This is a genomic window from Rickettsia hoogstraalii, assembly GCF_000825685.1.
GTDB classification, from domain to species: domain Bacteria; phylum Pseudomonadota; class Alphaproteobacteria; order Rickettsiales; family Rickettsiaceae; genus Rickettsia; species Rickettsia hoogstraalii.
The window spans coordinates 223782-250270 of the sequence record NZ_CCXM01000001.1 but is presented as its reverse complement, the minus strand read 5'-3'; the positions used below and the strand labels follow the sequence as shown (position 1 = coordinate 250270).

Sequence of the window (26489 nt, the reverse complement as noted above, 5' to 3'; positions counted from 1 at the left end):
TTTAGAGGCATCAATATTTATATAATATCTGTAGTAGTATTATCGTAATATTTTCCTAATATGTCTAAAGCGTTCTGGTCGTAGTCATTTTGATTAGCAGTGTGCCATACCGGCTCATAATTTTGTGCTTTTAAAACATTTTCTGTATAATATTCTAATTTTTTCTTATCTAATGTACCGAGTTCATATGAAAGTGTATAAGAAATATCAGGTTTAATCGAGGCTTTTTGTATTTCTTGCTGAATATAATTATGCTGTAATTCGTTTGTACCGCCTACAATATGGATATGAAATTTATGCGTCTGTTGTAAATTATATAGCTCTGCTAGTTTTTTAGGTTCTACTATGCACATAGCATTCCAGCATTTATCAAATGTTTCAAGATTTGTAATAGGTTTACCGCCTGCTTCTTCAATTAATTCATTCATTCCTATACGAAATTCTTCGGTAGTGATTTTACCGGTTTTATACTGGTCTATTATCCCGCCGTCTTTTTCTTCATTTATAGCTATAGTTCCAGCATTTTGTGGATCTATAGAAGAGTGTTGGCTAAATTGAGTTATAGTTGCTATTCTATCCGTTTTAATTACCTGAGAATATTTAAAAACATGAGCTTTTTTCATAATAATTACCTATAAATTGTTGTATTAAAATATTAAAATTGTTAAATAAAAAAATTAATATTATAATACTAAGAAATTATATTTAGGTTAACAAATGAGTTTAAAATCCGCTTGGCTTGATACGCCTCTTGGTTCAATGCTGGTAATTAGTGATGAAGAGAGGCTTTATTTACTCGATTTTGCTGAAAGTAAAGGGTTAGAGCATAAAATTAAAAGACTTAAAGCTAAAACAAAATCAGCTATTACTGAAGATCGCACTAAACCTATTCTATCAATTGAAGAGGAGTTAAAATTGTACTTTAACGGTACTTTGCAAAAATTTAATACTCCTATATATCTTTTAGGAAGCCCATTTCAAAAAATGGTTTGGCAAGAATTAATTAATATACCTTACGGCAAAACACGAAGTTATTTAAATCAGGCTAAAGCTTTGGGCAAACCTACTTCTTATAGAGCTGTTGCAAATGCTAACGGCATGAATCAGTTAGCAACAATTGTTCCTTGCCATCGTATTATTAATAGCAATGGCGAACTTGGAGGATATGGCGGAGGATTACATCGTAAAAAATGGCTTATTGAACATGAAAGAAAATTTACAACAAATTAGAAATATTTTACTTGAGAATGCTACTATTCCTGTGGAACGTAGAACGCTGTTTTTTAAAACTAAGGAAGGGGAGTATGGAGAGCATGACCGGTTTATTGGGGTTACCGTGCCGATTTTACGTAAAATAGCTAAAAGTTATTATAATTTAGATGTGGGGGATTTAAGCAGACTTATTACTTCAGAATTTAATGAAGAAAGATTTTTAGCGTTAGCTATTTTGATTATGCAATATCAGAAAGCACAAGATAAAGAGTTTTTTTATAATTTTTATTTAAACAATATAAAATACGTAAATAATTGGAATTTAGTGGACGCATCAGCTCATCACGTTGTAGGAGCTTATTTATGGGATAAAGAAAAGGATTATCTTTTTACATTAACAAAATCGGAAATTCTTTGGGAGAGACGAATAGCTATAGTTGCTACTTGGTATTTTATCAAAAATAATCAATTAGATACAACTTTTGAAATAGCAAAATTACTCTTAAACGATAAACATGATTTAATGCATAAAGCAATAGGTTGGATGCTACGTGAAGCAGGAAAAAAAGATGAAAAACAGTTAATAGATTTTTTGGATCGTTATATATCACAAATGCCAAGAACCGCAGTTCGTTATGCAATAGAGAAATTTCCTGAAGAGGTGCGTAAGAATATTTTGCAAAAAAAATAACTTATGCTAATATCCTATTTTAATTTATTATAGGTACTATTATGCTAAAAACTTTATTAGTTGGTTTTATAACTTTAATTTGTGCAGTAAGCTATGCTGATAACCAAACAGCTCAAAATCCTAATTCTACAAATTCTTCTTCTGATCAGCCCGATGATCTATTACCTGCAGAGGCAGCTGTTAACTTTGCACAGCCTTGGGCAAGACCTACAACAAATGTGCAAGGTAAAGTTAGCAATTCTGCTATGTATTTTACATTAATAAATAGTAGAAGTAAGAGTTATAATTTAGTGAATATATCTTCAGATAAGATAAGCGGAATAGAAATTCATCAAACAATTAATGATCAAGGGGTTAGTAAAATGGTAAAAGTCGATTATCCATTTTCAATTGCCGGTAATATTAACGTTGATTTTAAGCCCGGTGGCATGCATATTATGCTTTATGACCCAAAAGTAGATTTAAATGTAGGAGATGAGTTTAAAATAACCTTTTTCTTTGATGACAATACACGAAAAATAGTGAATGTTAAAGTAGCAAATGACAATCCGTATAATAAAACAGGGAATTAAGAAAAACGTCATAAGCTAAGCTACTAAAGGTATTGTTGCGTGGACCAGTAAAAAACCCACTGTATCACCCCGTGGCTTGACCACGGGGTCCATAAAAACAATAAAAAATACTAATAATTTTAGTATTTTTAACTGGATCCCATGGTCAAGCCATGGGATTGACAAATGCACAAAACATATGACCCTAGAAGTTACCGGAAGTGAGTTAATTAAATCTAAACTTATAGATGCTCCTGAACGCTGCGGGGTTTATCGAATGTTTGACGTTAACAAACAGGTTATCTATGTCGGTAAAGCTAAAAATTTAAAGAAACGTCTTACTAATTACATTAAAAGCGATTTAGATAATAAGACGCTTCGGATGATTGCAAATACTTGTTTTTTAGAGTACAGCATTACTAATTCCGAAGTTGAGGCACTACTTTTAGAAGCCCAGCTAATCAAAAAATTTCAGCCGAAATTTAATATTATTCTTAAGGACGACAAGTCTTTTCCTTTCATTAAGTTACGTTTAGATCATGATTTCCCGCAATTGCTAAAATATCGAGGTAAAACTCTAAATGACGGAAAATTTTTTGGTCCTTTTGCTTCTGCCACGGAAGTTAATACTACTTTAACGGAATTGCAAAAAATCTTTAAATTACGTTCCTGCACGGATAATTACTTTAATTCACGTACTCGTCCTTGTCTGCAATATGAAATAAAACGTTGTTATGCTCCTTGCGTCGGTAAAATAAATAAGGAGGACTATAGGGACTTAGTAGCTCAGGTTAAAGATTTCTTACAAGGTCGTACTAAAGAACTCCAAGAGAACCTATCTAAAAAGATGGAAGAGCTAAGTAGTCAGATGCGTTTTGAAGAGGCGGCAGAAATTAGAGACCGTATTAAGGCACTTAGTTACGTGCAGCTTAAGGCAGGTGTTTCAGATATTGTTAAAGACGCAGATATAATCGCTATTGTAGAAAAGAACGGACATTATTGCGTAGAAGTGTTTTTATATAGGGCAGGGCAAGCATGCGGTAATATTCCTTATTTTCCTACTTCTACCGAAAATAGTACTAAAGAAGAAGTATTAGAATATTTTTTATTACAATTTTACCAAAAACAACAAGTACCTGCGGAAATTATAATTAATCATGAAATTAATGATAAAGAGAATGTGATAGAGGCGATTAAAAAAATCAATAATATTACTAAACTCAATATTATAATACCTATTAGTGGAGGTAAAGCCAAGCTAGTTCAGAATGCTGCAATAAATGCTTTATTCTCTCTAGAGCAATATTTGAAGAAATTTGCAAAAAATCAAGAGATTATGCTTGAAATCAAAGAGCTATTTGGTCTTCCTGAAATTCCTGAAAGAATTGAGATTTATGATAATAGCCATATTCAAGGTAAATTTGCAGTCGGTGTTATGGTAGTTGCCGGTAAAGCCGGTTTTGATAAAAAGGAATATCGGGTTTTCTCATTGTCGTCCCGCGACTCTTCATTGTCATCCCGCGACTTGATCGCGGGCTCCAGTACATTAACAAACCCTATGGATCCCGTGGTCAAGCCACGGGATGATACCAGCAGTACGCATAATGATGCTGTAGGTGATGATTATGAAATGCTCAGGCAAGTTTTAACACGAAGATTAACTAGACTTAAGAATGAGCCGCATAAATTGCCAAGCTTGATGATTATAGACGGTGGCAAAGGGCATTTAGGTATTGTTAAAGAGGTAATGGATAAATTTGAAATGAATATTCCTTTTGTTTGTATGTCAAAAGGAGTAGATAGAAATGCCGGTCTTGAGCAATTTCATATGACAGGTAAAGAAGTATTTACTCTGGATAAAAATTTGCCGATTATGAAATATTTACAAATCTTGCGGGATGAGGCACATAATTTCGCCATAAAGAATCATAGACTCGGTAGATCGCGTGCCATAAAATTATCAAGCCTTGATGATATAGAGGGTATAGGTGAAACTCGTAAAAAAGCATTGCTGCACTATTTCGGTTCTTATAAAGCAGTATGTGATGCAACAATAGATGAGCTTACTAAAGTAAACGGTATTAACAAGTCACTTGCCGAGATGATTTTTAATGCTTTGCACAAAAAAAACTAATTTTATAACTCATAATTATGCTATAATATGAGTTATAAAATAAATATTTATAGCTCATGATATGGAATTGGCAGCATAAAGATTGGCCTAACTTTAAATATGATCAGAAACATATATTAGATTTAGAGAAAAATTTTGTTAAAAATAGTGGTATTCTTTTAGGGGCAGCTAAATATCTTTCAGAAGCAGATCAAAATAACTTAATTGTTATGCTTGCAAGTGATGAAGCTTTAAATACTTCTGAAATTGAGGGTGAATATTTAAACAGAGCTAGCGTACAATCTTCTATAAAGCGTTACTTTAATATAGCAACGGATAATAGAAAAACTTCCCCTGCAGAAACCGGAATTTCTGAATTGCTTGCCGATATGTATTATTCGTATGAGCAGCCCTTAAGTCATGATTGTTTGTGTCAATGGCATGAAATGTTAACTAACGGTAGAAGAGATTTGGGTGCTATAGGAAAATATCGCACTCGTTTAGAGCCTATGCAGGTAGTATCAAGTAAATATTATGTGAACCTACAGTTCATTTTGAAGCTCCTCCATCTAATATTGTACAGCAAGAAATGGATAAGTTCATAAAATGGTATAATGATACTAAAGATATTCTTCCTCTGACGAAAGCTGCTATAGCTCATCTTTATTTTGAGTCTATACATCCGTTTGAAGATGGTAACGGAAGAATAGGTAGAATTATTACTATAAAAATGCTGTGTCAAAATATAGGGCACCTATATTAATAGCCTTATCGCATGTAATAAATGAGGGAAAGAAATTATATTATAATGCTTTAGAACGTAATAATAAAAGCTTAGAAATTACAGATTGGATATTATATTTTGTTGGAACAATAATTAAAGCTCAAGATTATACTTTACGTAATATAGAGTTTTTAATAAATAAAACAAAGTTTTACGATAAATTCAAAAATATATTAAACGCAAGGCAAGAAAAAGTAGTTAAAAGAATTTTTGAGGAAGGAGTGGAAGGTTTTAAAGGTGGTTTAAGTGCTAAAAACTATATAACTATTACTAAAATCTCTAAAGCCGCTACAAGAGATCTCCAAGAATTAGTAGAAATGCAAGTATTTATTAAAACCGGAGAACTCAAAGGAACGAGATATAGTATTAACATCATTTCTAGCTAGAAACGGCGTTGTTGCATGGATCGAAAAACCTACTCGATGTCATTCCCGCGTGAACCGAAAAACGTGTTCGGTGTCATACCGTGGCTTGACCACGGTATCCATAAAAAACTAAAAATACTAATAATTTAGTATTTTTAACTGGATCCCGCGATCAAGCTGCGGGATGACATTAGCGGTTACTGGATTCCTGCTTTCGCAGGAATGACATCAAACCATAATAATACCGTCCTAAAATAAATATCATCAGACTCACCATCGTTCCTATAAACACCCCTCTAAGGTTGAAATATTGTAATGATAAAGAATAATATTCCCATATTAAGAAAGTAGCTGCTCCGCCAAGCGATGGTAAGACCATTACGGTTTTAGATGTTCTGATACCAAAAAGCGTTGTTATTAACGGTACTAATATTACCGGTCCCCAAAAACCGGTGAAGAACACTACTAAGTCAATTACGTTACTAAATTTTAAAGCTACAATTATTGCAAAACTCCCTATTATAATGTTAATAATTCGGGCAATTAATAATAATTTTTGCTGATTTTTTACTTTAAGTATAGGGTTAATTATGTCCTTAACGAGAGCTATAGAAGTAACGTTTAAATCAGAATCGGCAGTAGACATAACAGCAGCTAAGAGTCCGCTCATTACTACCCCTTGAATTAAAGGTGGAATAATTTGGCTGATTAAATAAGGTAATACTAAATTTGACGGTTGGTTTGGATAAAGCTTATAAGCAATTAAACCGTTTAAAGTAATGCAAATCAAGAAGAAAAAATATATAGCGGATTTTACATATATTGCTTTAGTTGTTTGCGTAGGATTTTTATTAATTAAAGCTCTTTGAATAAATGTAGGATATAGATTCATGACGCTAAAGCTTAAAGCTGCTGCAATCGTATAAGAAAGTAGGTTGCTCTGATCAAAATTTGCATTTTCCGTAGGTAGGTTATTAATAAAATCTACAAAACCGATTTTATTTAAACTGATAAAAGTTATGGTCGGTATAGCGATTATCATCGCCAAAAATTGTAGTAAATTAGTAAAAACAATAGATTGTAAGCCGCCGATTGTAGTATATATAAGTACTATACTATAACTTAAAATTACCCCATTTACATAATTTATTTCTAAGATATATTGAAAAATATAGCCGCTTACGCTTATTTGAGCAGCCAAAAACCCTACTGAAACAATGACTGAGCTAACACCGCCGATAAAACGACCAACGTTACCGTAATATGTACTCAGGATATCGCCGATGCTTTCAGCTCCGTAATGTTTGGCAATTAAAGGTACTATATAGATCGCAATTAATATATCTATAGGTATTGTAAGCATCAAAGCATAAGCATAATATTCATGTCCTAAAAAAACCTTTTCCATAATGCCGAAAGTGGTAGCACCTCCGACAGAGCTTGCAAATATTGTAGCTATTAATAACAGCTTACTATTTTTCGCTTTACTTTCGACATTTGCATAGTTCTTAAAACTACTATGTTTAGCTCGGTAATATATACCAATGAGTAGAATAGATATTAGGTATATGAATACGATAATATTATCAATAGGTAAATTAAACATAAATTAGGTTTTAAAGCTCAAACTTAGCATTTGTTCACAATATATATATTTAGTCAAGAATGCTAGATTTATAATTATGTATCATAATCTGTTCCAAGAAGTTCAGTATCCGGTGTCCAAATATCTTGGTTGGGATCATATTTATATATTTTACCGTGGGGGTTTAAATTTTTTTTTCAGTAGTTTTTTTCTTTAGGGGATAGTTAGCGTTTGATTGAGTTGTAGTTTTTATATTTTTAAAAATACCTATTTTAAGTTGCAGCATAATTAACCTTTATTTATATAAAAAGTAAGATAATTATTAACATTAATCAATAATTATTTCAAATAAAACATAATAAAAATTAATAAATCAATATTTTTTTATATATTAAGCTTTAATTGTATGTACGGAATATTTAGATAGGGTTAAACCTTCTACTATTGCTTGGGTTATCAATAGTCTATCAAATGGATCTTTATGATATAAAGGTAAATTTGCAATATAAGTGCTATGTGCTATAGAAATCGGTAATTTTTGAAATTCATTAGCCTCAATGGCTTTTTCTAGATCATTTGGAGTTTCTAGTTTTCCTAAAGATTTTTTAATAGTAATTTCCCATGTGTTTACACTGCTTACGAAAATTATATTATCGGGATTAGCTATAATTTCTGATATTTTATGCGGCAGAGTTTTATCATTATTTAGCCACTGCAATAAAATATGTGTATCTAATAAATATTTCATCTAGGTTCTATGAATATTTTTAATTGATTTTTATTTTGAGGTATTTTTTAGCGAAAATTAATAAGATTTTTGTAAGAATAGTTATTCATATTTCAAAAAAATCTTATAATTTGCAGCAAAAAATAACCAAAATTAAATCTTTTTAGAAATGTTCATAGAGCCTACAATAATTACTTAAAAAAAATCCATAAAATCATCGGGTAGGTCATCAAAATCCTCTTTTACAACAACTTTACCTTCCCAATATCCGGGTTTACGTCGTTGTTTCTTAGGATTATATTGTACAAGTTTAACGGTAGGCTTGCCTGATTTACATATAATTATTTCTTCGCCGTTTGCAGCTAATTTTATTAATTCGGATAAATGAGTTTTTGCATTATGAATGTTAACTATTTGCATTTTAAGCTTTAAAATTTTTAACTGATTTAAACTAACTTAGTTTAGTCCGATTCAAAGTATATGTCAAGATTTTACGTCATTGCGAGCGGGCCTTGTTGAGTGGATCCATTTCACCTCTGTCATCCCGCGACTTGATCGCGGGATCCAGTTAAAAATACTAAAATTACTAATATTTTTATTGTTTTTTGGATACCGTGGTCAAGCCACGGTATGACACCGAACGGATTTTCCGATCCACGCAACAAGGCCGCGACTGGAAGGAGCTTGGCAATCTCATGAAATAATAACAAATTCCTGAGATTGCTTCGTCAAAATTTTCAATTTTTCCTTAGCTCAGACGGAAAAACCAACCCACGCAACAATGTCGGTTCGCAATGACAATAAAGACACAAGTTAATAATTTAACTCCTATCTGTTAAAAACGCTTGACTCCTTGATATTCCTATAATATCCTATAAATTACCATAAAATCCCAAAATAACCCAAATTATACCAATGAATGTATTTTTATCTAAGTATGTAAATGGTGTTGATAAAAAGAGTAGGGTGTCAGTGCCGGCGAATTACCGTGCGGTACTAGGGAAAGAACTATTTAACGGCGTGATTGCTTATCCGTCGATTAGAAATAATTGTATAGAAGCGTGCGGCATTTCGCATATCGAGAAATTAAGGCAGATGATAGAGACTCTTGATCCTTATTCCGAGGAGCGTGATGCCTTTGAGACTATGATATTCGGGGAAGCCGTGCAGCTTTCGTTTGACGGTGAGGGAAGAGTGATATTGCCGCAATCTTTAATGAAGCATGCAGGGATCGAGGAGCAGGCGTGTTTTGTAGGTAAAGGGGTGATTTTTGAGATTTGGCAGCCGCAAAATTTTGAGAAATATTTAAATTCCGCTCAAAAAATCGCTCATGAAAAGCGGTTAACTCTAAGGAATGCGAATTGATGCCGCAATCTCATATACCGGTAATGCTAAGTGAAATGTTAAAGGCCTTAAGCCCAAAAGGCGGTGAGTCTTATTTGGATTGTACGTTTGGAGCAGGAGGATATAGCAAAGCAATATTAGAAAGCTGTGACTGTTATGTCACAGCTTTGGATCGTGATCCAAACGTGATTAAAAAAGCCGAAGAAATTAAGCAAAATTACGGTGAGAGATTTGATTTTATAGAAACGAATTTTACGGATAGTTTTGCAAAGCTTAAGGAAAAAAAATTTGATGGGGTAGTGCTGGATTTAGGCGTTTCATCAATGCAGTTAGATATAGCAGATAGAGGATTTTCGTTTTTGCATGACGGACCACTCGATATGCGGATGAGCGGGCAAGGGCTTAGTGCTGAGGAATTTGTAAATATTGCAGAGGAAAAAGAGCTTGCCGATGTAATTTATAAATACGGTGATGAGAGCTTTTCACGAAGAATTGCTAAGAGAATTGTAGAATATAGAAAAACGGCGAGAATTGATAGTACCGGTAAGTTAGCCGAGATTGTTAGAAGTAGTATAGGATTTAGAAAAGGCAAAATTGATCCTGCTACTAAAACCTTTCAAGCTATTAGGATTTATATAAACGATGAGCTTGGAGAGTTAGAGCGGTTTTTAGTGAATGTAAAAAATATATTAAAGAAAGATGGACGTTTAGTTGTGGTGTCTTTTCACTCTTTAGAAGACAGGATAGTTAAGAATTTCTTTAAAGAAAATTCGGAAAAGCCGGTAGCAAGGTCGAAATACGCTAAAGACGATATTGTAATTGACCCGAATAAATGGCTTAAGATTATTACTAACAAAGCTCTAGCACCGTCAGATAAAGAAGTAGGGATAAATATTAGAGCAAGGTCGGCAAAACTTCGAGCCGCAAAAAAGATACTATAGCCTATGTCATTCCTGCGAAAGCAGGAATCCAGTACTTTAAAGCTTTTTAAAAGCTTAGGTTATCTCGCTTTACACTGGATTCCCGACTACGCGGGAAGGCCTTGTTGCGTGGATCGGTAAAACCCACTGTGTCACCTAGTTCGTTTGACCACGGGGTCCATAAAAACAATAAAAAATACTAATAATTTTAGTATTTTTAACTGGATCCCGTGGTCAAGCCACGGGATGACAGAGGCGAAATTGATCTATGCGGGAATGACATCGAGTAGGTTTTTGAACCACTCAGGCAATGCTGCTTTTACCCAGGAATGATATCGAATGCTTTTAAAAAATTGTCTAAGTATTATAGGAAATACAAGAGTAATTTAGTTATGACTATAAGAAAGTTTCACTATTTAACATTATTGATAACAATTATAGCAATATGTAGTTTGTTTAGCATAAAAGAGCGAGTCTCAACCCTTGATTATCAATTAAGTAGCGTTGTAAAACAGATAAATAGTGAGAATAATAATATTCATATTTTAAAAGCAGAGCAAGCTTATCTACTTTTGCCGGCTAGATTGGAAAAACTTGCGGCAGCTTATTTAAAATTGGAAACAGTTAAATCTTATCAAATGATAAAAGATCCGTTAGGGCCAAATATCGATCAAAATATTAAATTTAATCATAATATTAGTATTTCAAAGAGTAGTAAATGGCGTTACAAAAGAATTACGAATAATAAGTATATACAGACTGTTTCGAGTAGAGTGAAGGATACTCGATGAACTTCAAAATTGGCTACGTCGTCCTATAAGTACTCCGGTGCTCACGTATTATTATACGCTCCGCTCCTCGTCTTATGGACTCCTTGCTCTTTTTGAAGTTGATCTTCGTATCTTAGTAGGATTGTTGCATGGCTTTTATAAACGTCATTATAAATAATATATGAAACAAATTTTAGAAAAATGGAAACCTGCAATTAAAAGTCTGATAATTTGGAATGTTTGTAGTAAAAATACAAAAATCCGATTATTAATGGTTATTTGTGGCTTTTCTTTTCTTTTTTGTACTTTATCTTACAGATTGATAATCGTTGCTACGAATGTTTACGATAAAAATATTAATTCCTTTAAAAAAAATCATCAATTTAGAAAAGAAATAGTTGACCGAAACGGTAATTTATTAGCAGTTAACCTACCTTCTGCGTCATTATTCGCTAATCCACAAATAGTTCTCGATCCTGAAACTTCCATAAAAAAACTAGCAGAAATTCTACCTGATATTAATAAAGCTAAATTACTTGCGGAACTTAAGTCAAATAAAAGCTTTATATGGGTAAAAAGGGATTTATTACCTAGTCAGCAGGAAAAAATAACTAGCCTTGGGTTACTTGGTTTTGAATTTGAAGAAGAGCAGAAACGAATTTATACTTTTTCTAATTTATTGTCGCATGTTGTCGGTTATGTAGGTAGAGATTTGGTAGGGCTTAGTGGTTTAGAACTCGCTTACGATAAATATTTAACTAATTCCGATTATGAATTAAACAAACCAAAGAATCGGAAAGAACCACTTCAATTATCTATTGATATCAGATTACAAAGTATTTTAAGTGAAGAGATTGATAAAACTTTAAAGCAATTTAAGGCCATAGGAGCAGTAGGCATTATTGCCGATCCAAATAATGGTGAGATTTTAGCATTAGTAAATAAACCTGATTTCGATCCTCATCATCCGAGTTTAGCCAAACCGGAAGAGCTGTTTAATATAGCAAGTCTCGGCATTTATGAAATGGGTTCGGTATTTAAGGCATTAACTATGGCAGTCGGTTTTGATACCGGTGCAATAAATATGAATGATGCTTATGATATAAGCTATATGAAAGTAGGAGGATTCCAGCTTAAGGATTATACACCAAGGCAAGGGTGGCATAGTGTGCCTGAGATTTTTCTATATTCTTCAAATATTGGCACAAGTCAAATTATGCTTGAAATCGGTAAAAGCAATTTTAAAAAATACCTAAAGAAATTAGGTCTATTAGATCAGTTACAAATAGAATTACCTGAACGAGGTACTCCGTTATTTCCTTCCGAGAAAAGATGGAATGAATTAACTAGTGTTACTATGTCGTACGGCTACGGCATTTCGATTAGCCCTTTGCATTTTGTTAGAGCAATGTTACCGGTCGTTAACGGCGGTACTTTGTATGATCTTACTTTATTAAAAAGAAAGGATGAAAAAGTAATAGGTACAAAAGTTTTTAGTGAAAATACCTCTACCCAAATGAAGAAATTATTTAGATCGGTAGTAAAAGAAGGTAACGGTAAAAGAGCAGAGGTCAAAGGCTATCTTATCGGCGGTAAGACCGGTACGGCAGAAAAGCTTTCACAAGGTGCAGGGGGAAAAAAGAAATATCTAAAAAATAGTAGAGCTTCATCGTTTTTAGGAGTGCTACCTGCATCTAACCCGCAATATGTTATTTTTATTAGATTTGATGAGCCGAAACCGACTAAAGAAAGCTTTGGCTTTGCAACGGCAAGCTGGACGGCTGCCCCTACTGCCGGTAGAGTTTTTGAGCGTATGATATCTTTATATGGTTTGGAGCCGATAGAACAAAGTGAAGAAGAAGAAAGTTGAGATACCATCCCGTCATTGCGAGGAGCGAAGCGACGTGGCAATCTCATGAAATAATAACAAACTCCTGAGATTGCGGACGTACAATTACTTCGTAATTTCCTCGCAATGACGAGTATATAAGCTAAAAAGGAGGTTTTTATGTCAAAAAGTAAAAATATAACAGATAAACCTAGTATACCTATCCCACGGCTTAAGTCTTTTGATCCTACGATAACAAGAAATAATATTATATCAAAACAGCAATTTTTCTCCACCACAATTTCTGATGAGCAACAAGAATTAGAGCTTAGCGGTGATGATAAAAGATGTAATCCTAGTTGTTGTGAGTTATTATAGAGTCCATATTCATTTTTTAAAACTGTACAAAATGGAAAATTAATTTATATTTTGTATACAGGTGTCATTCCGTGGTTTGACCGGCGTTGTTGTATGGATAGACAAAACCACTCGATGTCATTCCCGCGTAGGCGGGAATCCATTACTTTAAAGATTTTTAAAAGCTCGATTTATCTCGCTTTATGCTGGATTCCCGCTTTCGTGGGAATGACATCGAACATTCTTCTCGATTCGTACAACAACGTCTATCAAGTTAGCTGGTGACAGTTACAAAACACATAATAAAAAATTATTCATGTTAAAGATAAAACAGGAAATATATAAAAATAGCTTACAAATAATATTAAAATTGCTGTTTGCTTTGCTATGTTTTTTTATAATATTATTTCCGTTAGTGAGTTATAAAATAAATATTCAAAGCAGAATTTTTCCGGCGATGGAAATTATATTTATTTATTATTTTATGTCGTTATATTCCTTAAATATTTTTAGTATATTTTTTCTCGGTTTATTTATAGATCAAGTAAGCGGTATGCCTATCGGTACAAATTCGTTAGTTTTTTTGTCGGCATATATAATATATAAACTCTCTTCAAAATTTTTTATAGCTAAAAACTATTTGATAAATTTTGTTGTTTTTTGTGTTTATTGCTTATTTATATTGAATTTTAAATATTTACTAATAACAATCAAGAAGCTAGAAGCAGACGGATATTTAATAATTTTCTTTCAATTTTTAACAACTATATTTTCTTATAATATAATTCGTCTTATACTTGACTCTCCTATGAATTACTTTAAAAAGTATGCTAAATAAAAAAATACTACATGGTGAGTTAATTTCACGAAGGGCCTTTATAATCGGATTAGGTAAACTCGGATTTTTATCGTTGCTTGGAATAAGAATGTTTTATTTACAGCTTATTAAAAGTGAAGAATATAAGACTTTATCGGATAAGAATCGTATTAATTTCGTTGTACTTCCGCCGACTAGAGGAAGAATTTACGATCTAGACGGCAATATTTTAGCTACTAATAAACCATGTTATCAGCTAGTAATCGATAGGAGCATTAATAATAATTATCGGGATGAATTAGAGATAATTAGTAATATTCTAAATTTATCTCCGGAAAAATATAATTATATTAAGCAAAAAATTAAAAAATCTAGTCGCCACACTCCTTTAATAATACTTGATCAGCTTGATTGGCAGCAAGTATCAATGATTGAAGAACAAAAGCATAAACTGGCTTCAATATTTATCGATATAGGATATTTAAGGTTTTATCCTTTTTCAAGCACTACTTCTCATTTAATCGGTTATCTAGGTCAAATAAATGAGCAAGAGAAGCAAGAGTTAAATATACATAGCTTAAGCGATTTTAATATTGGTAAATCCGGTATCGAAAAATATTACGATAATAAATTACGAGGAGAATTCGGTTATAAAAAAGTTGAAGTAAATGCTTACGGTAAGCAGGTAAGAGAAATAGCAGGAACCCCTACTAAATCGGGTGAAGACATGTATTTAAATATCGATGCTTCTCTTCAGCAAAATATCCAGCAATATTTAAATCCTAAAGGTTCTTCGGCAATAGTTATGGATACTAGAACCGGAAACATACTAATTTGTGCTTCCACACCGGGTTTTGAATCAAATAATTTCAGTAAATTATCGGAAAATTATTGGCAAAGTTTAATGAGCGATCCTTATAAGCCTTTAATTAATAAGGTAATACAAAGCTCATATCCCCCAGGTTCGGTTTTTAAAATAATTACCGTACTTGCAGCTCTTGAAGTAGGCATTAATCCTAATAAAACCGTTTTTTGCGACGGTAGCTCTGCTCTTGGTACTAATAGCTTTAGATGTTGGAATCATAGCGGACACGGGACGGTAGATATGATGTCTGCTTTAAAGCATTCCTGCAATATTTATATGTATGAGTTAGCCAGAATAGTAGGTCCGGATAAAATTCTTGAAGTTGCAAGAGAATTTGGTCTCGGCTCAAAGACCGGTATTGATTTAGCTCCTGAAAGTAGCGGATTTGTACCGTCAAAAGAGTGGAAAAAGAAAAAATTAAAACTTCCTTGGTCAATAGGGGATAGTTTTAATTTAGCAATCGGGCAAGGATTTTTAGGAGTAACGCCGATGCAGCTTGCAAGATTTATTACGGCTATTGCAAGTAACGGTAAATTATATACGCCTAGAATATTAAAAAATGATCCGGAATTTTATAATGTCAATATTAAGCCTGAAAATATCAAAATTATACAAGAAAGTTTGTATAATACTGTGAATGTTGCGGGAGGTACGGCGTATTATAATAGAATTTTAGGTGAAAATAGGCAGCTTGCCGGTAAAACCGGTACTTCCCAAGTACAAGGCAAACTAAATGCTAAAGACGATTTAAGCCATGACTCTATTGCTTGGGAGAGGCGTAATCATGCCTTGTTCTTAGGCTTCGCTCCTTATCACGATCCTCGTTACTCTGTTACTGTTTTTGTTGACCATGGAGGAGGCGGTAGTAAAGCCGCTGCCCCCGTAGCTCGTAAAATCATGTCGGACGTGTTGGATAAGTATACTCGCTGAATTAGCTGAATTGCCTTACCCTTTAAAAATACTTGATAAAGTAGAATTATACTTTGCTCATATCAAAAAATACTTTATTTTAGTTAGTAGTTTGTGTTATTAAATAACTAGGCTTTGCGTGCGGAAAATTAAATTAATCTATTTTTTGCTGTAAATCATAAGCTTTTTTTGAAATAGGAATAACTATTATTGCAAAAATCTTATTAATTTTCTTTCACAAAACCTAGGAATTATTACAGAGGTATATATGTCTAAGAAAAAGCAGGACGATCAAATAATAAAAGAATTAGAAGAAAGATTAGCAAAACTTAAAGGCACTCCTCCAACACTTGAAGAATTAGAAGAAAGGTTTGCAAAGCTTCAAGATAGACCTTATGTCCCCACAAAAAAATCCGGGAATGAAGTAGATGATCTAATTGAGCAGATGCAATCTGAGCTTAAACTAGAACAAAAAAGTAAAAGCCTCAATGATCAAAAAGACCAAGCAATACGTGATAGGCTAGATAAATTAAGAGAAGACAGCCCTATAAGGCAAAAAAAGACACCTATAGATCTTTCTTTTAATGATACTAAATCAATAATTACCGATACTATAGATGCTCAGGCAGATATAGCTAGTTCATATGCTAATCGCTCTACCGAGTTAGAGGAGAAAAAAGCATTACTTAATTTAGCGAGTAATCTAACTGAAGCTAGAGATATTATTAGGGATACACCCCCTATATCTAAAGAATATGAGCCTAAAATATTAGATGTTATTGCTAGAGGGCTCGGTAAAATTTATGAAGGAATAAAGAAAATAGCTTCGCCTGCAGTTAATATTATAAAAGAAATAGGTAGTAGTCTTGTTAATTCGATTAAATCACTTCCTCAAAAATCTTCCAAACAACAAATAAAAGAATCGAAAATAAAATTAAAGAAGTTATATAAAACATATGTTGATTTGAAAGGAGTAAAACCAAAGATAAAAGAAGAGTTTCTTAAAAAACATTATGAGCAAATTGATCAGCTACAAACTCCTCAGGAAATATTTGTAGAAACTGCCAAAATTACTAAATCTATAAGGATAGCCGGAAGACAAAAGATAAATAATCTTAAACAACAACGAATTATTAATAGAATGAAGAAGCAAAGTCCTACTGCTTTCATGAATAATAATTCATTTACACCGTCTAATACTCCTACTAATAAAGGAAAATCTTCAAAGAACCACCAAAGGTAAATTCTGTGTCATTCCTGCATAAGCGGGGCGTTGCTGCATGGATACCACCCCGTCATTGCGAGCAGTCGTAGACTGCGTGGCAATCTCATGAAATAATAACAAACTCCTGAGATTGCTTCGTCAATTGCTATGCAATTTCCTCGCAATGACGGATAAACCGAGCCATGCAACAAATCCTACAGTCGCTTATAGCGTTTAAAAACTATTCCACCCCTTTCATTCCGTTTGTCTTAGCCTTATCAAATGAAGTATCTTTAATTGTTGCTTCGGTAAAATCAGCATTTGTTAGGTCAGAGTTATTAAAGCCCGCCTGATCAATTTTAGCTGATTTAAATATGCTATTTGTTAATATTGAGTTTGAAAAATCTGTTTTAGTAAGTATTGCTGCAGAAAAATTAGCCTCTTTTAAAATAGAATTTTTTATTACCGTATTTGTTAAATTAGCATTTTTAAAGATACTATTTGAAAAATCTGTTCCATTAAATACTAAACTACTTAAGTCAAGATTTGTTAAATTTATATTTGTTAAGTTAGTTATTTTTTGCAAATCTTTTACCGAACTTATTACTATATTATTTGGTGGAATTTTGCTCGAATTATCGCTATTTAAAATAATATTATTAGAAACATTAGTATTAATAAAACCGGAATATGCTTGGTAGTTAATATTATTTATTTGTGAATTAGAAAGGACGGAGTTAATAACCGTAGTATTTGTTAGATTGGAATTTATTAGAGCTACTTGGTTTAAATTACCTAAAGTAATTTTAACATCTGAAAAATTTACGTTTTGTATTAAAGATTTAGAAAAATTTACGTTATTAAATTGTCCGTTAGTTATATTTGAGTTTATTATTTCACTGCTGTTTAAGTCAGTATTAATCACTATAAATTGTTTAAAATCATTATTGCTAAAAATATTATTAGTATAGCTAATATTATCTAAAGTAATATTTGAGCCTTTAGTTTTATTAATCCTTACAAAATTAGCATTACTATTTTTTATTGATAAATTATTAAATTTATTATCGTTTAGACTCATATTATTTAATATAGCATTATCGATTTTAAAATGATTTAAAACTGAACTACTAATTGTACTATTTTGTAAATCACATTTAGTAAGGCTAATATTCTGTAATGTTGAATCTTGAAAGGAAGCGTATGAAAAGAAAGAGTTATTACTTTGTACGTTATTAAAGTTTACTTCATTAAAAATACTTTGTGTGAAGTTAGAATCTTTAATTATTACTGCTGTTAATTTAGTTTGACTTAGGTCGCTAGATTCAAAATAATTATTAGTAAAATTGGTATTATTCATTACACTTTTTTCTAAATCCGTACCGTAAAATATTGAATTTGTTATATTAGTATTTTTAAAGCTATTATTCTTTAGGTTAGTTTTTTGAAAATTAACACCGTCAATAGTATTATCACTCCATAATACATGACTAAATTTAGAATTTTCAAAGTTGACATTTATTATAGTAGTTTTATTAAAAGCAGTATCGCTAAAATTTGATTGAACAAAATTTGTATTTTGTAATGTTATATTGTTAAAAATTGAACCTTGAAAGTCAGAATTATACCCGGAAATATTTTTTATTACCGAATCTGCAAAATTACTTTCTTGAATTATAGCATTTGTAAGTATAGCTTTTTCTAAATTACTACCTGCAAAATCAGTACGTAATATTTCGCAGGAAGTTAAATCTATTCCTGATAAATCTTCATTTATTAGCTTTACTCCTATTAATTTGACTCCTTTTAAATTTGAACCGAACTTCTCTTTAAGGTTCACTTTAAGGTTTTTAGAATTTTGCGATATTATATAATTCCGAATTACCGTACTTTGGCTATCCGTAAGTAATCCATTCGCATCACGAGTAGATTCGGAGCAGCTGCTTAATAACAAATAAATAGTAATTATTGATATGACTTTAAGCATTTGCTTCCTCATATTCTTCTTCATTTATTCTATTTGTAGGAGGTATATGTAAGCTTAATAATTTTAATTTACGATGCAAAGCCGATCTTTCCATACCGACAAATGAAGATGTTTTTGAAATATTATTATTAAAACGACTCATTTGTGCTGATAGATATTGACGCTCGAAAACTTCTCTAGCTTCTCTAAGCGGCATAGATAACACATCAAAACTATCTTCAAGTTTTGTGAGATTAGCACTATTTGCTAATATTTCGGAAGGTATCATATAAGGTTTTATAATTTCATTATTACCTGTAGTTAATGGATTCATAATTAAAGTCCATTCAACTACATTACGTAATTGTCTAATATTACCCGGCCATTCATAGGATTGAAGAGCAGCGATAGTTTCATCGGCAAAGTTACGTTCTTTTAAACCTGAAAATTTTGAAAGCTGCTTAACAAAATATTTAACGAGTAGAGGTATATCTTCTTTTCTCTCATATAATGAAGGTACTTTTAGAGAGGATACATTAAGGCGATAATATAGATCTTCTAGGAATTTGCCGTTATTAACTTCATCTTGGATATTTTTAGAAGTACCGGTGATAATTTTTATATCAACTTTAATATTTTTTCCACAAGGCTTTGTAATAGTTTGATCTTTAAGAAATTTTAATAATTTTACCTGGATAGGAATAGGAATATTACTGACCTCATCTATATATAAAGTACCGTTATTGGCAAATTCTAAGATAGTAGGGCGTTTGGTATTATTTTCCTGCTTTTCCGATTCGCCGAATAATTCTTGATTAATTTTTTCTGTAGTCATACAGGTAGGGCTGAAAATAATGAACGGATTATTAACCCTTTTAGATTGTTTATGAATTAACCTTGCTGCAAGTTCTTTACCGCTACCGACTTTACCGTGAATCATTATACGACTGCTAGAGCTAGCTGCCTTTTCTATTTCCATTTTATATTTTAAAGTTACCGAACATCCACCTACTAATTCAGTTTTATCTATAACTTTTGATTTTAAATCTATATTTTCACGTTTTAACTTTGTTACTTCGCAAGCTCTTTTAAGTAAAATAACTAATTTATCATTATTAAAAGGTTTTTCTATATAATCGTAAGCACCCATTTTTATAGCATTTACTGCTGTTTCTATAGTACCGTGACCGCTAATAATTATTACCGGCATTAAAGGATAGCGTTTTTTAATTATCTCTAAAATCCCAAGCCCGTCAATTTCACTTCCTTGAAGCCAAATATCAAGTATAACTGCAGAGACCGGTTTTTCGGAAAGTATTTTAAGAGCTTGAGTACTATTAGCGGCAACCTTAGGATTAAAACCTTCATCTTTCAAATTTGCAGCAATGAGATTTCGTATACTCTCTTCATCGTCTACTATTAAAACATCTAGTTGTGACATTACAATTTACCTTAAAAATATTAATCAAAGCCTAAATATATACGTTAATGCCGAATATAAAAGAAAGCAACATTTTTTTATAACATTTTTGTCACAATAGCTATTTATAATGTAAAGGTTGGCTAAGATTACATAATATTAAAATTATTTAAGGAAGTTTAATTAATTTTATTTGCAGTTTGTAAGATTGTAAGGGATTATATATAATGAGAGGGCTAGAATCGTCATTGCGAGGAGCGAAGCGACGTGGCAATCTCGTGCAAAAATCCTGAGATTGCTTCGTCGAGTTACTTCGTAATTCTTCTCGCAATGACGATTTTAAACTAAATTTTAAAAATTATGCTTAACATCTTTTTAATTATTATTTCATTATTTATTTGCTTAATAACCTACCTATTTATCAAAAAAACAGATATTTTTACAAATTTATTGATTTTAAATAGCTTCACGACTTTAGTGAGTTTATTTATTTGCTGTTTAGGCTTATATTCAGGAAATAGCTCATATTTGGATATAGCAATTATTTATTTTCTTCTAAGCTTTATAGCAACAAACGGTTATTTAAAATATTTTATACATGAGTCAAATGAAAACAAAACAGATTGATACTATAATCTTAGGATGCGGTCTTAGCGGCATGCTAACGGCACTTTCTTTTGCACAAAAGGGTATAAAAACTACTATATTCGAGAGTAAATCGGTAAAAAGTCCAGAGTTTTTTAAAGACATAAAAACAACTGCTTTAACGCCGCATTCTAAAAATTTCTTATCTTCTATTGATATATGGGAAGAGCTTGAGAAGTTTGTGGCAAAAATGCAAGAAATATATGTAGTAGATAATAAGACTTCAGAGATATTAGACTTACGAAATGACGATGACGCTGTACTTGGATATGTGGTTAAGAATAGTGATTTTAAAAAAATACTATTGTCAAAAATAACTAATAATCCGTTGATAACATTAATTGATAATAATCAATATCAAGAGGTTATAAGCCATAATGACTACTCGATTATAAAATTTGATGATAAACAAATTAAGTGTAATTTATTAATTATATGTGACGGAGCAAATTCAAAAGTGAGGTCTCATTACTTTGCTAATGAAATTGAGAAACCTTATCAAACTGCTCTTACATTTAATATTAAGCATGAAAATCCGCATGAAAATTGTGCTATGGAGCATTTCCTGCCACTTGGTCCTTTTGCTTTGCTGCCTTTAAAAAATCAATATGCTTCATCCGTAATATGGTCAACTTCTTCTGATCAGGCTGCTTTAATTGTTAATTTGCCTGTAGAAGAAGTTAAATTTTTAACTCAAAGAAATGCCGGTAATTCTTTAGGTAAAATTACTATTGATAGTGAGATTAGTAGTTTTCCGCTAAAAGCTCGTATAGCAAATAGATATTTTCATAATAAGATAGTGCTTATTGCCGACACTGCTCACACAGTACATCCTTTAGCAGGACAGGGGCTTAATCAGGGCATAAAGGATATAGAGACTTTGAGTATTTTGAGTATGATTGTTAGTAATAATGGTACATTACAAGAATATCAAAAGCTAAGGCAAGAGGATAATTTTATTATGTATAAGCTGACTGATGAGTTAAATAATATTTTTTCAAATTATTCCAAAAATTTAAGATGTTTAAGACAAATAGGATTTAAGGCGATAAATAACTTTAAGCCTATAAAAAACTTCATTACTAGCTATGCGATGGGGAAGAGGTGAGTGTTGTCTTATGTCTTAAGAATCGTCATTGCGAGGAGCGAAGCGACGTGGCAATCCAGTAAAAATAATTAAAAAATGCTAAAAATTAGCATTTTTAACTGGATTGCTTCGTCAAAACTTACAGTTTTTCCTCGCAATGACGATTTGGTATCCACGCAGGAATAACATAGAACATAATTTTTATGAGATATGCATGAGTAAAGAAAAGCTAAACACTTCATCTATTAATGTTCCTGAAGAAGGAGTAAAAAGTGCAGCAGAAGATAATAAGCTTAAATCTTCAATAAATACCCCTGAAAGAGTAGAGCCTTTAGAAGCAGTACAAACAAAAGCTTCTTAGCCTCCACAGGAACGGCAATCGCAAAATAAGCCGGCAGGAAAAAGAACGCTGAAAGAGGATACGGCACTTTACGGTGCTAGAGTCGCTCGTGCCGGAATCGCAGCAAGTGGAGTAGCAATCGAAGTGGTAAAGGAGGGTAGTAAAGTTATCGCTAGTCCTGCTCATATAGTAGAAGGAGTAATTAACGTTGGAGAAAAAGTAGCAAAAGCTTATGATCCGGTTGATAAACTTCAGCAAGGTGCAAAAATTAAAGAAAAAGGTCCCCCAAGCCCTGGTATTGCCGATAAGGTGCTTGATAAAATAAAAACTTTACCGGGTGCTGAAAGGGCAGCAAATGTATTAGAGACAACATATAAAACATTGGGTAGTAAGGCAGTAAAACGTACGGCAAAAATTGGTGGTGTCATGGTATCGTTAGCCCTTAACCCGACGCCAGTTGGACTTGGTCTTGCTGCACTTTCTTTATCAGCCGTTGCTTATAATGTCGGAAAAGAAACTTTAGAAGTAAGAGAAGATAAGCATTTAGATAGAGAGAAAAAAACTTTAGAAAATATTAAAGCTAATTATGTAAAGCAAGCAGAGTTAGTAGTTGCTACTCAAATAGATAAAGGAAAAGATAGTCCTGCACTTAAAAATTTTTTGGATACTAAATTACCTAAAATTTATCAAGAAACTCTTGAACCTAAAAAGTTAAATACTACGAGAACTAAAGAAATTTTAAAAGCAGTTCGGGATAATGTTTTAGAAGTAGCAGCCTTAGTGGCACAAGCAAGTTCAGCAGGCGGTATTATAACCGGTTTAGCAGCTGGTCTTATTGGAGGAGGAAGTAATGTTATAGGTGAAGCAGACACAAAATTAGTACGTATGGAACGAAAAAAAGATAAAATAAACCAAATAAATAGTTTAAAAACATCAATAGGAAATTATGAAGATAAGAAAGACTTGCTTGAAAAAGAAAGGCAAGCAAAAATAGATACCAAAGCCTTAGAAGAGTTTTTAGCAAGACCCTATTGCATTATATGCGGACAAAGATTTAGTATAAAAATCTTATATAACTGCATTTGTGGAAATTGTTATAGCAACAAACCTAATTATGATCTAGCTCGCAGCCTATTTAAGTTTAATGAGCATAGCAAAAAAATAGTTCATCAGTTTAAATATCAGGATAAGACGATATTTGCTAAGACCTTTGCTAAGCTTTTATATAATAGATATAGCGAGGATATAAAAGATATTGATTTAATCATACCTGTACCTATGAATAGATTTAAGAGGTTACTACGAATGTATAATCCTGCTCATATTTTAGCTATGGAAATTGCAAAAGTTACCGATAAAATGTTAAAAGCCGATATTTTAACTAAATCAAAATGGACCAAGTCTCAGACTTTTCTTTCACGAAAACAACGCAAAAATAATATAAAGGGTAGTATCAAATTTAACACAAAATATAATATTGTAAGTAAAAAAATCTTATTAGTCGATGATGTCGTTACCACCGGTGTTACTATAAATGTTACTATAAATGAATGTACTAAAATTTTACGACAAGCGGGGGTGGTATCGGTATATGTGATGAGTGTTGCGATGACTTAGAACGTCATTGCGAGGAGCAGCGTGGATATTAGCGTCGTCATTGCGAGCAGCCATAGGCTGCGTGGCAATCTCAGGAATTTTGTGCTGTTACACGAGATTGCCGCGTCGCTTCGCTCCTCGCAATGACGATTACAAAACCATCAGGAGTGAAGTAACTTATGCAAAATGAAATAAAAAAAGTTTGTATTATCGGTTCGGGAGTAATGGGTTCAGGGATTGCAGCGTTAATTGCTAATTCCTCTCATAAAGTAGTGCTGCTTGATATTATCGCTAAAGATTCCGATGATCCGAATAAAATAGTCAGAACTGCCATAGAAAACTTGCATAAACAAAAACCTCCTCCTTTGTCTTTTCCGGATAAAGTAAATTTCATTACCATAGGTAATTTAGAACAAGATTTAGATTTAATTAAAGAATGTGATTTAGTTATTGAAGTTATTGTTGAGAAGTTAGAAATCAAACACCAATTATATAATAAAATTATTCCTTATCTTAAAGAAGATGCAATTATTGCTTCTAATACCTCTACATTACCTCTTAAAAGACTCAAAGAGAATTTACCGGATAATATTAAATCTAGATTTGTTATTACGCATTTCTTCAATCCGCCAAGATATATGGAACTGCTTGAGTTAATTATAGACCATACGGTAAAGTCTGAAGTCATAGAAAGAGTATCGGAGTTCTTAACGAAAACTCTTGGTAAGACTATAGTAAAATGTAATGATACGCCTGGCTTTATTGCTAATAGAGTAGGGTGTTTTTTACTTGAATTAGTAGCTCGCAAAGCGATAAGTCAAAAGCTTGATTTTATAGCTTTGGATAAAATATTTACTACATGTTTGGGGTTGCCGAGTACCGGAATTTTTGGTTTATATGATCTAATCGGGCATGACGTAATGAAGTTAATATCAAGCTCATTACTTGCCGCCCTTCCTGCAAATGATGCTTATCATAAAATATATGTAAATACTCCTGTTCTCGATAAGATGATAGAGAAGAAGTTAATTGGACGTAAGGGTGAAGGTGGGTTTTATCGTTTATCGGTATCAAATGGCAAAAAGATTAAAGAAGTTATCAATATAAACGATTTATCATATAGTCCTGTTCAAAAAGTAGATATTTCATTTAATAATCTTGATGAGTTACTAGCTAGCGATCCGGTTTACGGTAAATTTTTTACTGAAATTATCACGGAATTTTATGTTTATTTAGCAAGTTTAGTACCATCTGTAACCGATAATATCTATGATATCGATGCTGCTATGAAGCTTGGTTATAGTTGGAAATACGGTCCATTTGAATTATTGACCATAGCAGCTAAAGACGGCTGGAATTCGGTAATTAAAAATGTCGATTTAATGCATATCCCACTTCCGCAATATTTAGACAATAAAGAATATCAAAAAATCGATAAACAAAAATTTAATTCTCACAAAGATATTTTACAAGAAAGTCAGATAGTATTAGAAAACGATTCTGCAAAGCTAATAAATTATCGTGAGAATTTCATTTTTGTTATTACTACAAAAATGAATTGTTTAAATCATAATGTGTTTTATTTACTGCAAGAAGCAGCAAGTAAAGCCGAAAATGACGGCAAAAATCTTTATATTTATCCGCAAGGAAATAATTTTTCTGCCGGTGCGGATTTAAAGCTTCTTCTTTCTTATATTGAAGACGGTAATTTTCATGATCTAGAGAATTTACTAAAGCTGGGACAGCAAACTATGCTGCACTTAAAATATTCTGGGATTCATATTGTTAGTTGTGCTAAAGGAGTAGCACTTGGCGGAGGATGTGAGCTGCTATTGCACTCAAGCTATATTGTGGCAAATCAGGAACTTAACGCCGGACTTGTAGAACTTGGAGTCGGTTTAATACCGGGATGGGGCGGTGTTACTGAAATGTTTGTACGAAGCAGGGGAGATAAGACTAAATTAATTAGAAATATCAGAAATATTATAGAGCAGAATAAAACAAGTTCAGCCGATTACTTTAAATCAGATTATGATGTAGAGAATATGCACGTAAATATGAACAAGCATTATATTTTAGATGAAGCTTTAAAATTAAACCTATCTAAAAAGATAGTACCGATTCCGCATAAAATTACTTTGCCTAAAATAAATTTAGCAACAGAAATAGATACATCAAAATATAACGATCTACAAAATAAGGTAATTAGCAAATTTCAAGATATTATTGATAAACATAATGAGACCAATGAAGAGGAGCTGCTTACCTATGAGCGGGAAATATTTTTAGAACTTGCAAAAGATCCAAAAACTATAGAGAAGCTGAGAGTGATTGTGAAGTGAAAGATTATTAAGATATTCTGAATTCTTTATTGTGGTTATGAGATCTTGAAA

28 protein-coding genes and 2 pseudogenes are annotated in these 26489 nt (G+C 32.3%); 21 read left to right on the top strand and 9 right to left on the bottom strand.

The window, feature by feature from the left end:
* Positions 1-17 precede the first annotated feature (17 nt).
* On the bottom strand, positions 18-623 hold the full coding sequence (locus BN1174_RS11335; protein WP_231555723.1) for a hypothetical protein: 606 nt from the start codon (positions 621-623) through the stop codon (positions 18-20).
* A 94-nt stretch (positions 624-717) separates the two neighbouring features.
* Between BN1174_RS11335 and BN1174_RS01295 the strand changes: the two genes are divergently transcribed.
* The 7 genes from BN1174_RS01295 (at position 718) to BN1174_RS11320 (ending at position 5737) form a co-directional block, all read left to right on the top strand.
* Positions 718-1230, top strand: coding sequence for a methylated-DNA--[protein]-cysteine S-methyltransferase (locus BN1174_RS01295; protein WP_040255919.1), 513 nt, complete (start codon positions 718-720; stop codon positions 1228-1230).
* Positions 1205-1903: a DNA alkylation repair protein gene (locus tag BN1174_RS01290; protein WP_231555722.1), complete on the top strand. Its 699-nt coding sequence runs from the start codon at positions 1205-1207 to the stop codon at positions 1901-1903. The genes BN1174_RS01295 and BN1174_RS01290 overlap by 26 nt, the downstream gene beginning before the upstream one ends.
* 41 nt (positions 1904-1944) lie before the next feature.
* A complete protein-coding gene (locus BN1174_RS01285) occupies positions 1945-2475 on the top strand; it encodes a copper chaperone PCu(A)C (protein WP_040255918.1) in 531 nt (176 codons plus the stop codon).
* 178 nt (positions 2476-2653) lie between these two features.
* On the top strand, positions 2654-4588 hold the full coding sequence (gene uvrC / locus BN1174_RS01280; protein ID WP_040255917.1) for an excinuclease ABC subunit UvrC: 1935 nt from the start codon (positions 2654-2656) through the stop codon (positions 4586-4588).
* Positions 4589-4644: 56 nt separating this feature from the next.
* Positions 4645-5172 (top strand): DUF4172 domain-containing protein, encoded by a 528-nt coding sequence (locus BN1174_RS11330; RefSeq protein WP_231555721.1) that lies wholly within the window; start codon positions 4645-4647, stop codon positions 5170-5172.
* Positions 5157-5330 carry a Fic family protein gene (locus BN1174_RS11325; RefSeq protein ID WP_231555720.1) on the top strand — a complete coding sequence of 58 codons (174 nt, stop codon included), beginning with the start codon at positions 5157-5159 and terminating at the stop codon, positions 5328-5330. Before BN1174_RS11330 ends, BN1174_RS11325 begins: the two co-directional genes overlap by 16 nt.
* Complete coding sequence (locus BN1174_RS11320; RefSeq protein ID WP_231555719.1) at positions 5303-5737, top strand: Fic family protein; 435 nt, start codon at positions 5303-5305, stop codon at positions 5735-5737. The genes BN1174_RS11325 and BN1174_RS11320 overlap by 28 nt, the downstream gene beginning before the upstream one ends.
* A gap of 169 nt (positions 5738-5906) precedes the next feature.
* Here BN1174_RS11320 and BN1174_RS01270 read toward each other — a convergent pair whose 3' ends face one another.
* The 4 genes and pseudogenes from BN1174_RS01270 to BN1174_RS13275 form a co-directional block, all read right to left on the bottom strand.
* Positions 5907-7322: a sodium:solute symporter family protein gene (locus BN1174_RS01270; protein WP_040255913.1), complete on the bottom strand. Its 1416-nt coding sequence runs from the start codon at positions 7320-7322 to the stop codon at positions 5907-5909.
* Positions 7323-7692: 370 nt separating this feature from the next.
* Positions 7693-8049, bottom strand: a complete 357-nt coding sequence (locus tag BN1174_RS01265; RefSeq protein WP_040255911.1) for a type II toxin-antitoxin system VapC family toxin — start codon at positions 8047-8049, stop codon at positions 7693-7695.
* A gap of 174 nt (positions 8050-8223) precedes the next feature.
* The gene (locus BN1174_RS01260; protein WP_040255909.1) at positions 8224-8448 is read right to left on the bottom strand and encodes a type II toxin-antitoxin system Phd/YefM family antitoxin; all 225 of its coding nucleotides are present in this window, start codon (positions 8446-8448) and stop codon (positions 8224-8226) included.
* Positions 8449-8535: 87 nt separating this feature from the next.
* Positions 8536-8690, bottom strand: a pseudogene (locus BN1174_RS13275) (MFS transporter); the annotation flags it as partial.
* Between the two features lie 253 nt (positions 8691-8943).
* On the opposite strand from BN1174_RS13275, the gene mraZ reads away from it, so the two are divergent.
* The 8 genes from mraZ (at position 8944) to BN1174_RS01220 (ending at position 17081) form a co-directional block, all read left to right on the top strand.
* A complete protein-coding gene (gene mraZ, locus BN1174_RS01255) occupies positions 8944-9393 on the top strand; it encodes a division/cell wall cluster transcriptional repressor MraZ (RefSeq protein WP_040255907.1) in 450 nt (149 codons plus the stop codon).
* Positions 9393-10313 (top strand): 16S rRNA (cytosine(1402)-N(4))-methyltransferase RsmH, encoded by a 921-nt coding sequence (rsmH, locus tag BN1174_RS01250; RefSeq protein ID WP_040255906.1) that lies wholly within the window; start codon positions 9393-9395, stop codon positions 10311-10313. The genes mraZ and rsmH overlap by 1 nt, the downstream gene beginning before the upstream one ends.
* Positions 10314-10684: 371 nt before the next feature.
* Entirely contained in the window at positions 10685-11083 is a 399-nt protein-coding gene (gene ftsL, locus BN1174_RS01245; protein ID WP_040257834.1) for a cell division protein FtsL, read from the top strand.
* Between the two features lie 160 nt (positions 11084-11243).
* Positions 11244-12932, top strand: coding sequence for a peptidoglycan D,D-transpeptidase FtsI family protein (locus BN1174_RS01240; protein WP_040255905.1), 1689 nt, complete (start codon positions 11244-11246; stop codon positions 12930-12932).
* A 138-nt stretch (positions 12933-13070) separates the two neighbouring features.
* Positions 13071-13268 carry a hypothetical protein gene (locus BN1174_RS01235; protein ID WP_040255904.1) on the top strand — a complete coding sequence of 66 codons (198 nt, stop codon included), beginning with the start codon at positions 13071-13073 and terminating at the stop codon, positions 13266-13268.
* Positions 13269-13563: 295 nt separating this feature from the next.
* Positions 13564-14085 (top strand): hypothetical protein, encoded by a 522-nt coding sequence (locus BN1174_RS01230; protein ID WP_040255903.1) that lies wholly within the window; start codon positions 13564-13566, stop codon positions 14083-14085.
* A complete protein-coding gene (gene mrdA, locus BN1174_RS01225; RefSeq protein ID WP_040255902.1) occupies positions 14075-15859 on the top strand; it encodes a penicillin-binding protein 2 in 1785 nt (594 codons plus the stop codon). Before BN1174_RS01230 ends, mrdA begins: the two co-directional genes overlap by 11 nt.
* Before the next feature lie 247 nt (positions 15860-16106).
* A complete protein-coding gene (locus tag BN1174_RS01220; RefSeq protein ID WP_040255901.1) occupies positions 16107-17081 on the top strand; it encodes a hypothetical protein in 975 nt (324 codons plus the stop codon).
* Positions 17082-17089: 8 nt separating this feature from the next.
* Here BN1174_RS01220 and BN1174_RS08270 read toward each other — a convergent pair whose 3' ends face one another.
* From BN1174_RS08270 to BN1174_RS09565, 4 genes are all read right to left on the bottom strand, one after another.
* The gene (locus BN1174_RS08270; protein WP_156138559.1) at positions 17090-17227 is read right to left on the bottom strand and encodes an RND transporter; all 138 of its coding nucleotides are present in this window, start codon (positions 17225-17227) and stop codon (positions 17090-17092) included.
* A 56-nt stretch (positions 17228-17283) separates the two neighbouring features.
* A complete protein-coding gene (locus tag BN1174_RS01215; protein ID WP_040255900.1) occupies positions 17284-19029 on the bottom strand; it encodes a pentapeptide repeat-containing protein in 1746 nt (581 codons plus the stop codon).
* Positions 19022-20449, bottom strand: a complete 1428-nt coding sequence (locus BN1174_RS01210; RefSeq protein ID WP_040255898.1) for a sigma-54-dependent transcriptional regulator — start codon at positions 20447-20449, stop codon at positions 19022-19024. Before BN1174_RS01210 ends, BN1174_RS01215 begins: the two co-directional genes overlap by 8 nt.
* A 148-nt stretch (positions 20450-20597) precedes the next feature.
* Positions 20598-20759 carry a hypothetical protein gene (locus tag BN1174_RS09565; protein WP_156138429.1) on the bottom strand — a complete coding sequence of 54 codons (162 nt, stop codon included), beginning with the start codon at positions 20757-20759 and terminating at the stop codon, positions 20598-20600.
* 29 nt (positions 20760-20788) lie between these two features.
* Here BN1174_RS09565 and BN1174_RS01205 point away from each other — a divergent pair, with 29 nt between their 5' ends.
* From BN1174_RS01205 to BN1174_RS01185, 6 genes and pseudogenes are all read left to right on the top strand, one after another.
* Positions 20789-21055: a monovalent cation/H+ antiporter complex subunit F gene (locus tag BN1174_RS01205; protein WP_040255897.1), complete on the top strand. Its 267-nt coding sequence runs from the start codon at positions 20789-20791 to the stop codon at positions 21053-21055.
* Positions 21027-22181: a 2-octaprenyl-6-methoxyphenyl hydroxylase gene (ubiH, locus tag BN1174_RS01200; RefSeq protein ID WP_082022249.1), complete on the top strand. Its 1155-nt coding sequence runs from the start codon at positions 21027-21029 to the stop codon at positions 22179-22181. The genes BN1174_RS01205 and ubiH overlap by 29 nt, the downstream gene beginning before the upstream one ends.
* A 103-nt stretch (positions 22182-22284) precedes the next feature.
* Positions 22285-22521, top strand: a complete 237-nt coding sequence (locus tag BN1174_RS09560; RefSeq protein WP_156138428.1) for a hypothetical protein — start codon at positions 22285-22287, stop codon at positions 22519-22521.
* A 990-nt stretch (positions 22522-23511) separates the two neighbouring features.
* Positions 23512-23784 (top strand): annotated as a pseudogene (locus tag BN1174_RS12545) (ComF family protein); the annotation flags it as partial.
* Between the two features lie 340 nt (positions 23785-24124).
* A complete protein-coding gene (locus BN1174_RS09555) occupies positions 24125-24286 on the top strand; it encodes a hypothetical protein (RefSeq protein ID WP_156138427.1) in 162 nt (53 codons plus the stop codon).
* On the top strand, positions 24276-26438 hold the full coding sequence (locus tag BN1174_RS01185; RefSeq protein WP_040255895.1) for a 3-hydroxyacyl-CoA dehydrogenase/enoyl-CoA hydratase family protein: 2163 nt from the start codon (positions 24276-24278) through the stop codon (positions 26436-26438). The genes BN1174_RS09555 and BN1174_RS01185 overlap by 11 nt, the downstream gene beginning before the upstream one ends.
* The last annotated feature ends 51 nt before the right edge of the window (positions 26439-26489 follow it).

Excerpts from the sequence above, each read along its gene's own strand:
- BN1174_RS01290 (WP_231555722.1), top strand. The coding sequence starts at position 1,205 with ATGAAAGAAAATTTACAACAAATTAGAAATATTTTACTTGAGAATGCT.
- BN1174_RS01285 (WP_040255918.1), top strand. The coding sequence starts at position 1,945 with ATGCTAAAAACTTTATTAGTTGGTTTTATAACTTTAATTTGTGCAGTA.
- BN1174_RS01185 (WP_040255895.1), top strand. The coding sequence starts at position 24,276 with ATGCAAAATGAAATAAAAAAAGTTTGTATTATCGGTTCGGGAGTAATG.
- BN1174_RS11325 (WP_231555720.1), top strand. The coding sequence starts at position 5,157 with ATGGATAAGTTCATAAAATGGTATAATGATACTAAAGATATTCTTCCT.
- BN1174_RS01235 (WP_040255904.1), top strand. The coding sequence starts at position 13,071 with ATGTCAAAAAGTAAAAATATAACAGATAAACCTAGTATACCTATCCCA.
- BN1174_RS01230 (WP_040255903.1), top strand. The coding sequence starts at position 13,564 with ATGTTAAAGATAAAACAGGAAATATATAAAAATAGCTTACAAATAATA.
- BN1174_RS01210 (WP_040255898.1), bottom strand. The coding sequence starts at position 20,449 with ATGTCACAACTAGATGTTTTAATAGTAGACGATGAAGAGAGTATACGA.
- BN1174_RS01240 (WP_040255905.1), top strand. The coding sequence starts at position 11,244 with ATGAAACAAATTTTAGAAAAATGGAAACCTGCAATTAAAAGTCTGATA.
- BN1174_RS01260 (WP_040255909.1), bottom strand. The coding sequence starts at position 8,448 with ATGCAAATAGTTAACATTCATAATGCAAAAACTCATTTATCCGAATTA.
- BN1174_RS01220 (WP_040255901.1), top strand. The coding sequence starts at position 16,107 with ATGTCTAAGAAAAAGCAGGACGATCAAATAATAAAAGAATTAGAAGAA.
- BN1174_RS11330 (WP_231555721.1), top strand. The coding sequence starts at position 4,645 with ATGATATGGAATTGGCAGCATAAAGATTGGCCTAACTTTAAATATGAT.
- mrdA (WP_040255902.1), top strand. The coding sequence starts at position 14,075 with ATGCTAAATAAAAAAATACTACATGGTGAGTTAATTTCACGAAGGGCC.
- BN1174_RS01215 (WP_040255900.1), bottom strand. The coding sequence starts at position 19,029 with ATGCTTAAAGTCATATCAATAATTACTATTTATTTGTTATTAAGCAGC.
- BN1174_RS01265 (WP_040255911.1), bottom strand. The coding sequence starts at position 8,049 with ATGAAATATTTATTAGATACACATATTTTATTGCAGTGGCTAAATAAT.
- uvrC (WP_040255917.1), top strand. The coding sequence starts at position 2,654 with ATGACCCTAGAAGTTACCGGAAGTGAGTTAATTAAATCTAAACTTATA.
- ubiH (WP_082022249.1), top strand. The coding sequence starts at position 21,027 with ATGAGTCAAATGAAAACAAAACAGATTGATACTATAATCTTAGGATGC.
- ftsL (WP_040257834.1), top strand. The coding sequence starts at position 10,685 with ATGACTATAAGAAAGTTTCACTATTTAACATTATTGATAACAATTATA.
- rsmH (WP_040255906.1), top strand. The coding sequence starts at position 9,393 with ATGCCGCAATCTCATATACCGGTAATGCTAAGTGAAATGTTAAAGGCC.
- BN1174_RS01270 (WP_040255913.1), bottom strand. The coding sequence starts at position 7,322 with ATGTTTAATTTACCTATTGATAATATTATCGTATTCATATACCTAATA.
- BN1174_RS11335 (WP_231555723.1), bottom strand. The coding sequence starts at position 623 with ATGAAAAAAGCTCATGTTTTTAAATATTCTCAGGTAATTAAAACGGAT.
- BN1174_RS01205 (WP_040255897.1), top strand. The coding sequence starts at position 20,789 with ATGCTTAACATCTTTTTAATTATTATTTCATTATTTATTTGCTTAATA.
- BN1174_RS01295 (WP_040255919.1), top strand. The coding sequence starts at position 718 with ATGAGTTTAAAATCCGCTTGGCTTGATACGCCTCTTGGTTCAATGCTG.
- mraZ (WP_040255907.1), top strand. The coding sequence starts at position 8,944 with ATGAATGTATTTTTATCTAAGTATGTAAATGGTGTTGATAAAAAGAGT.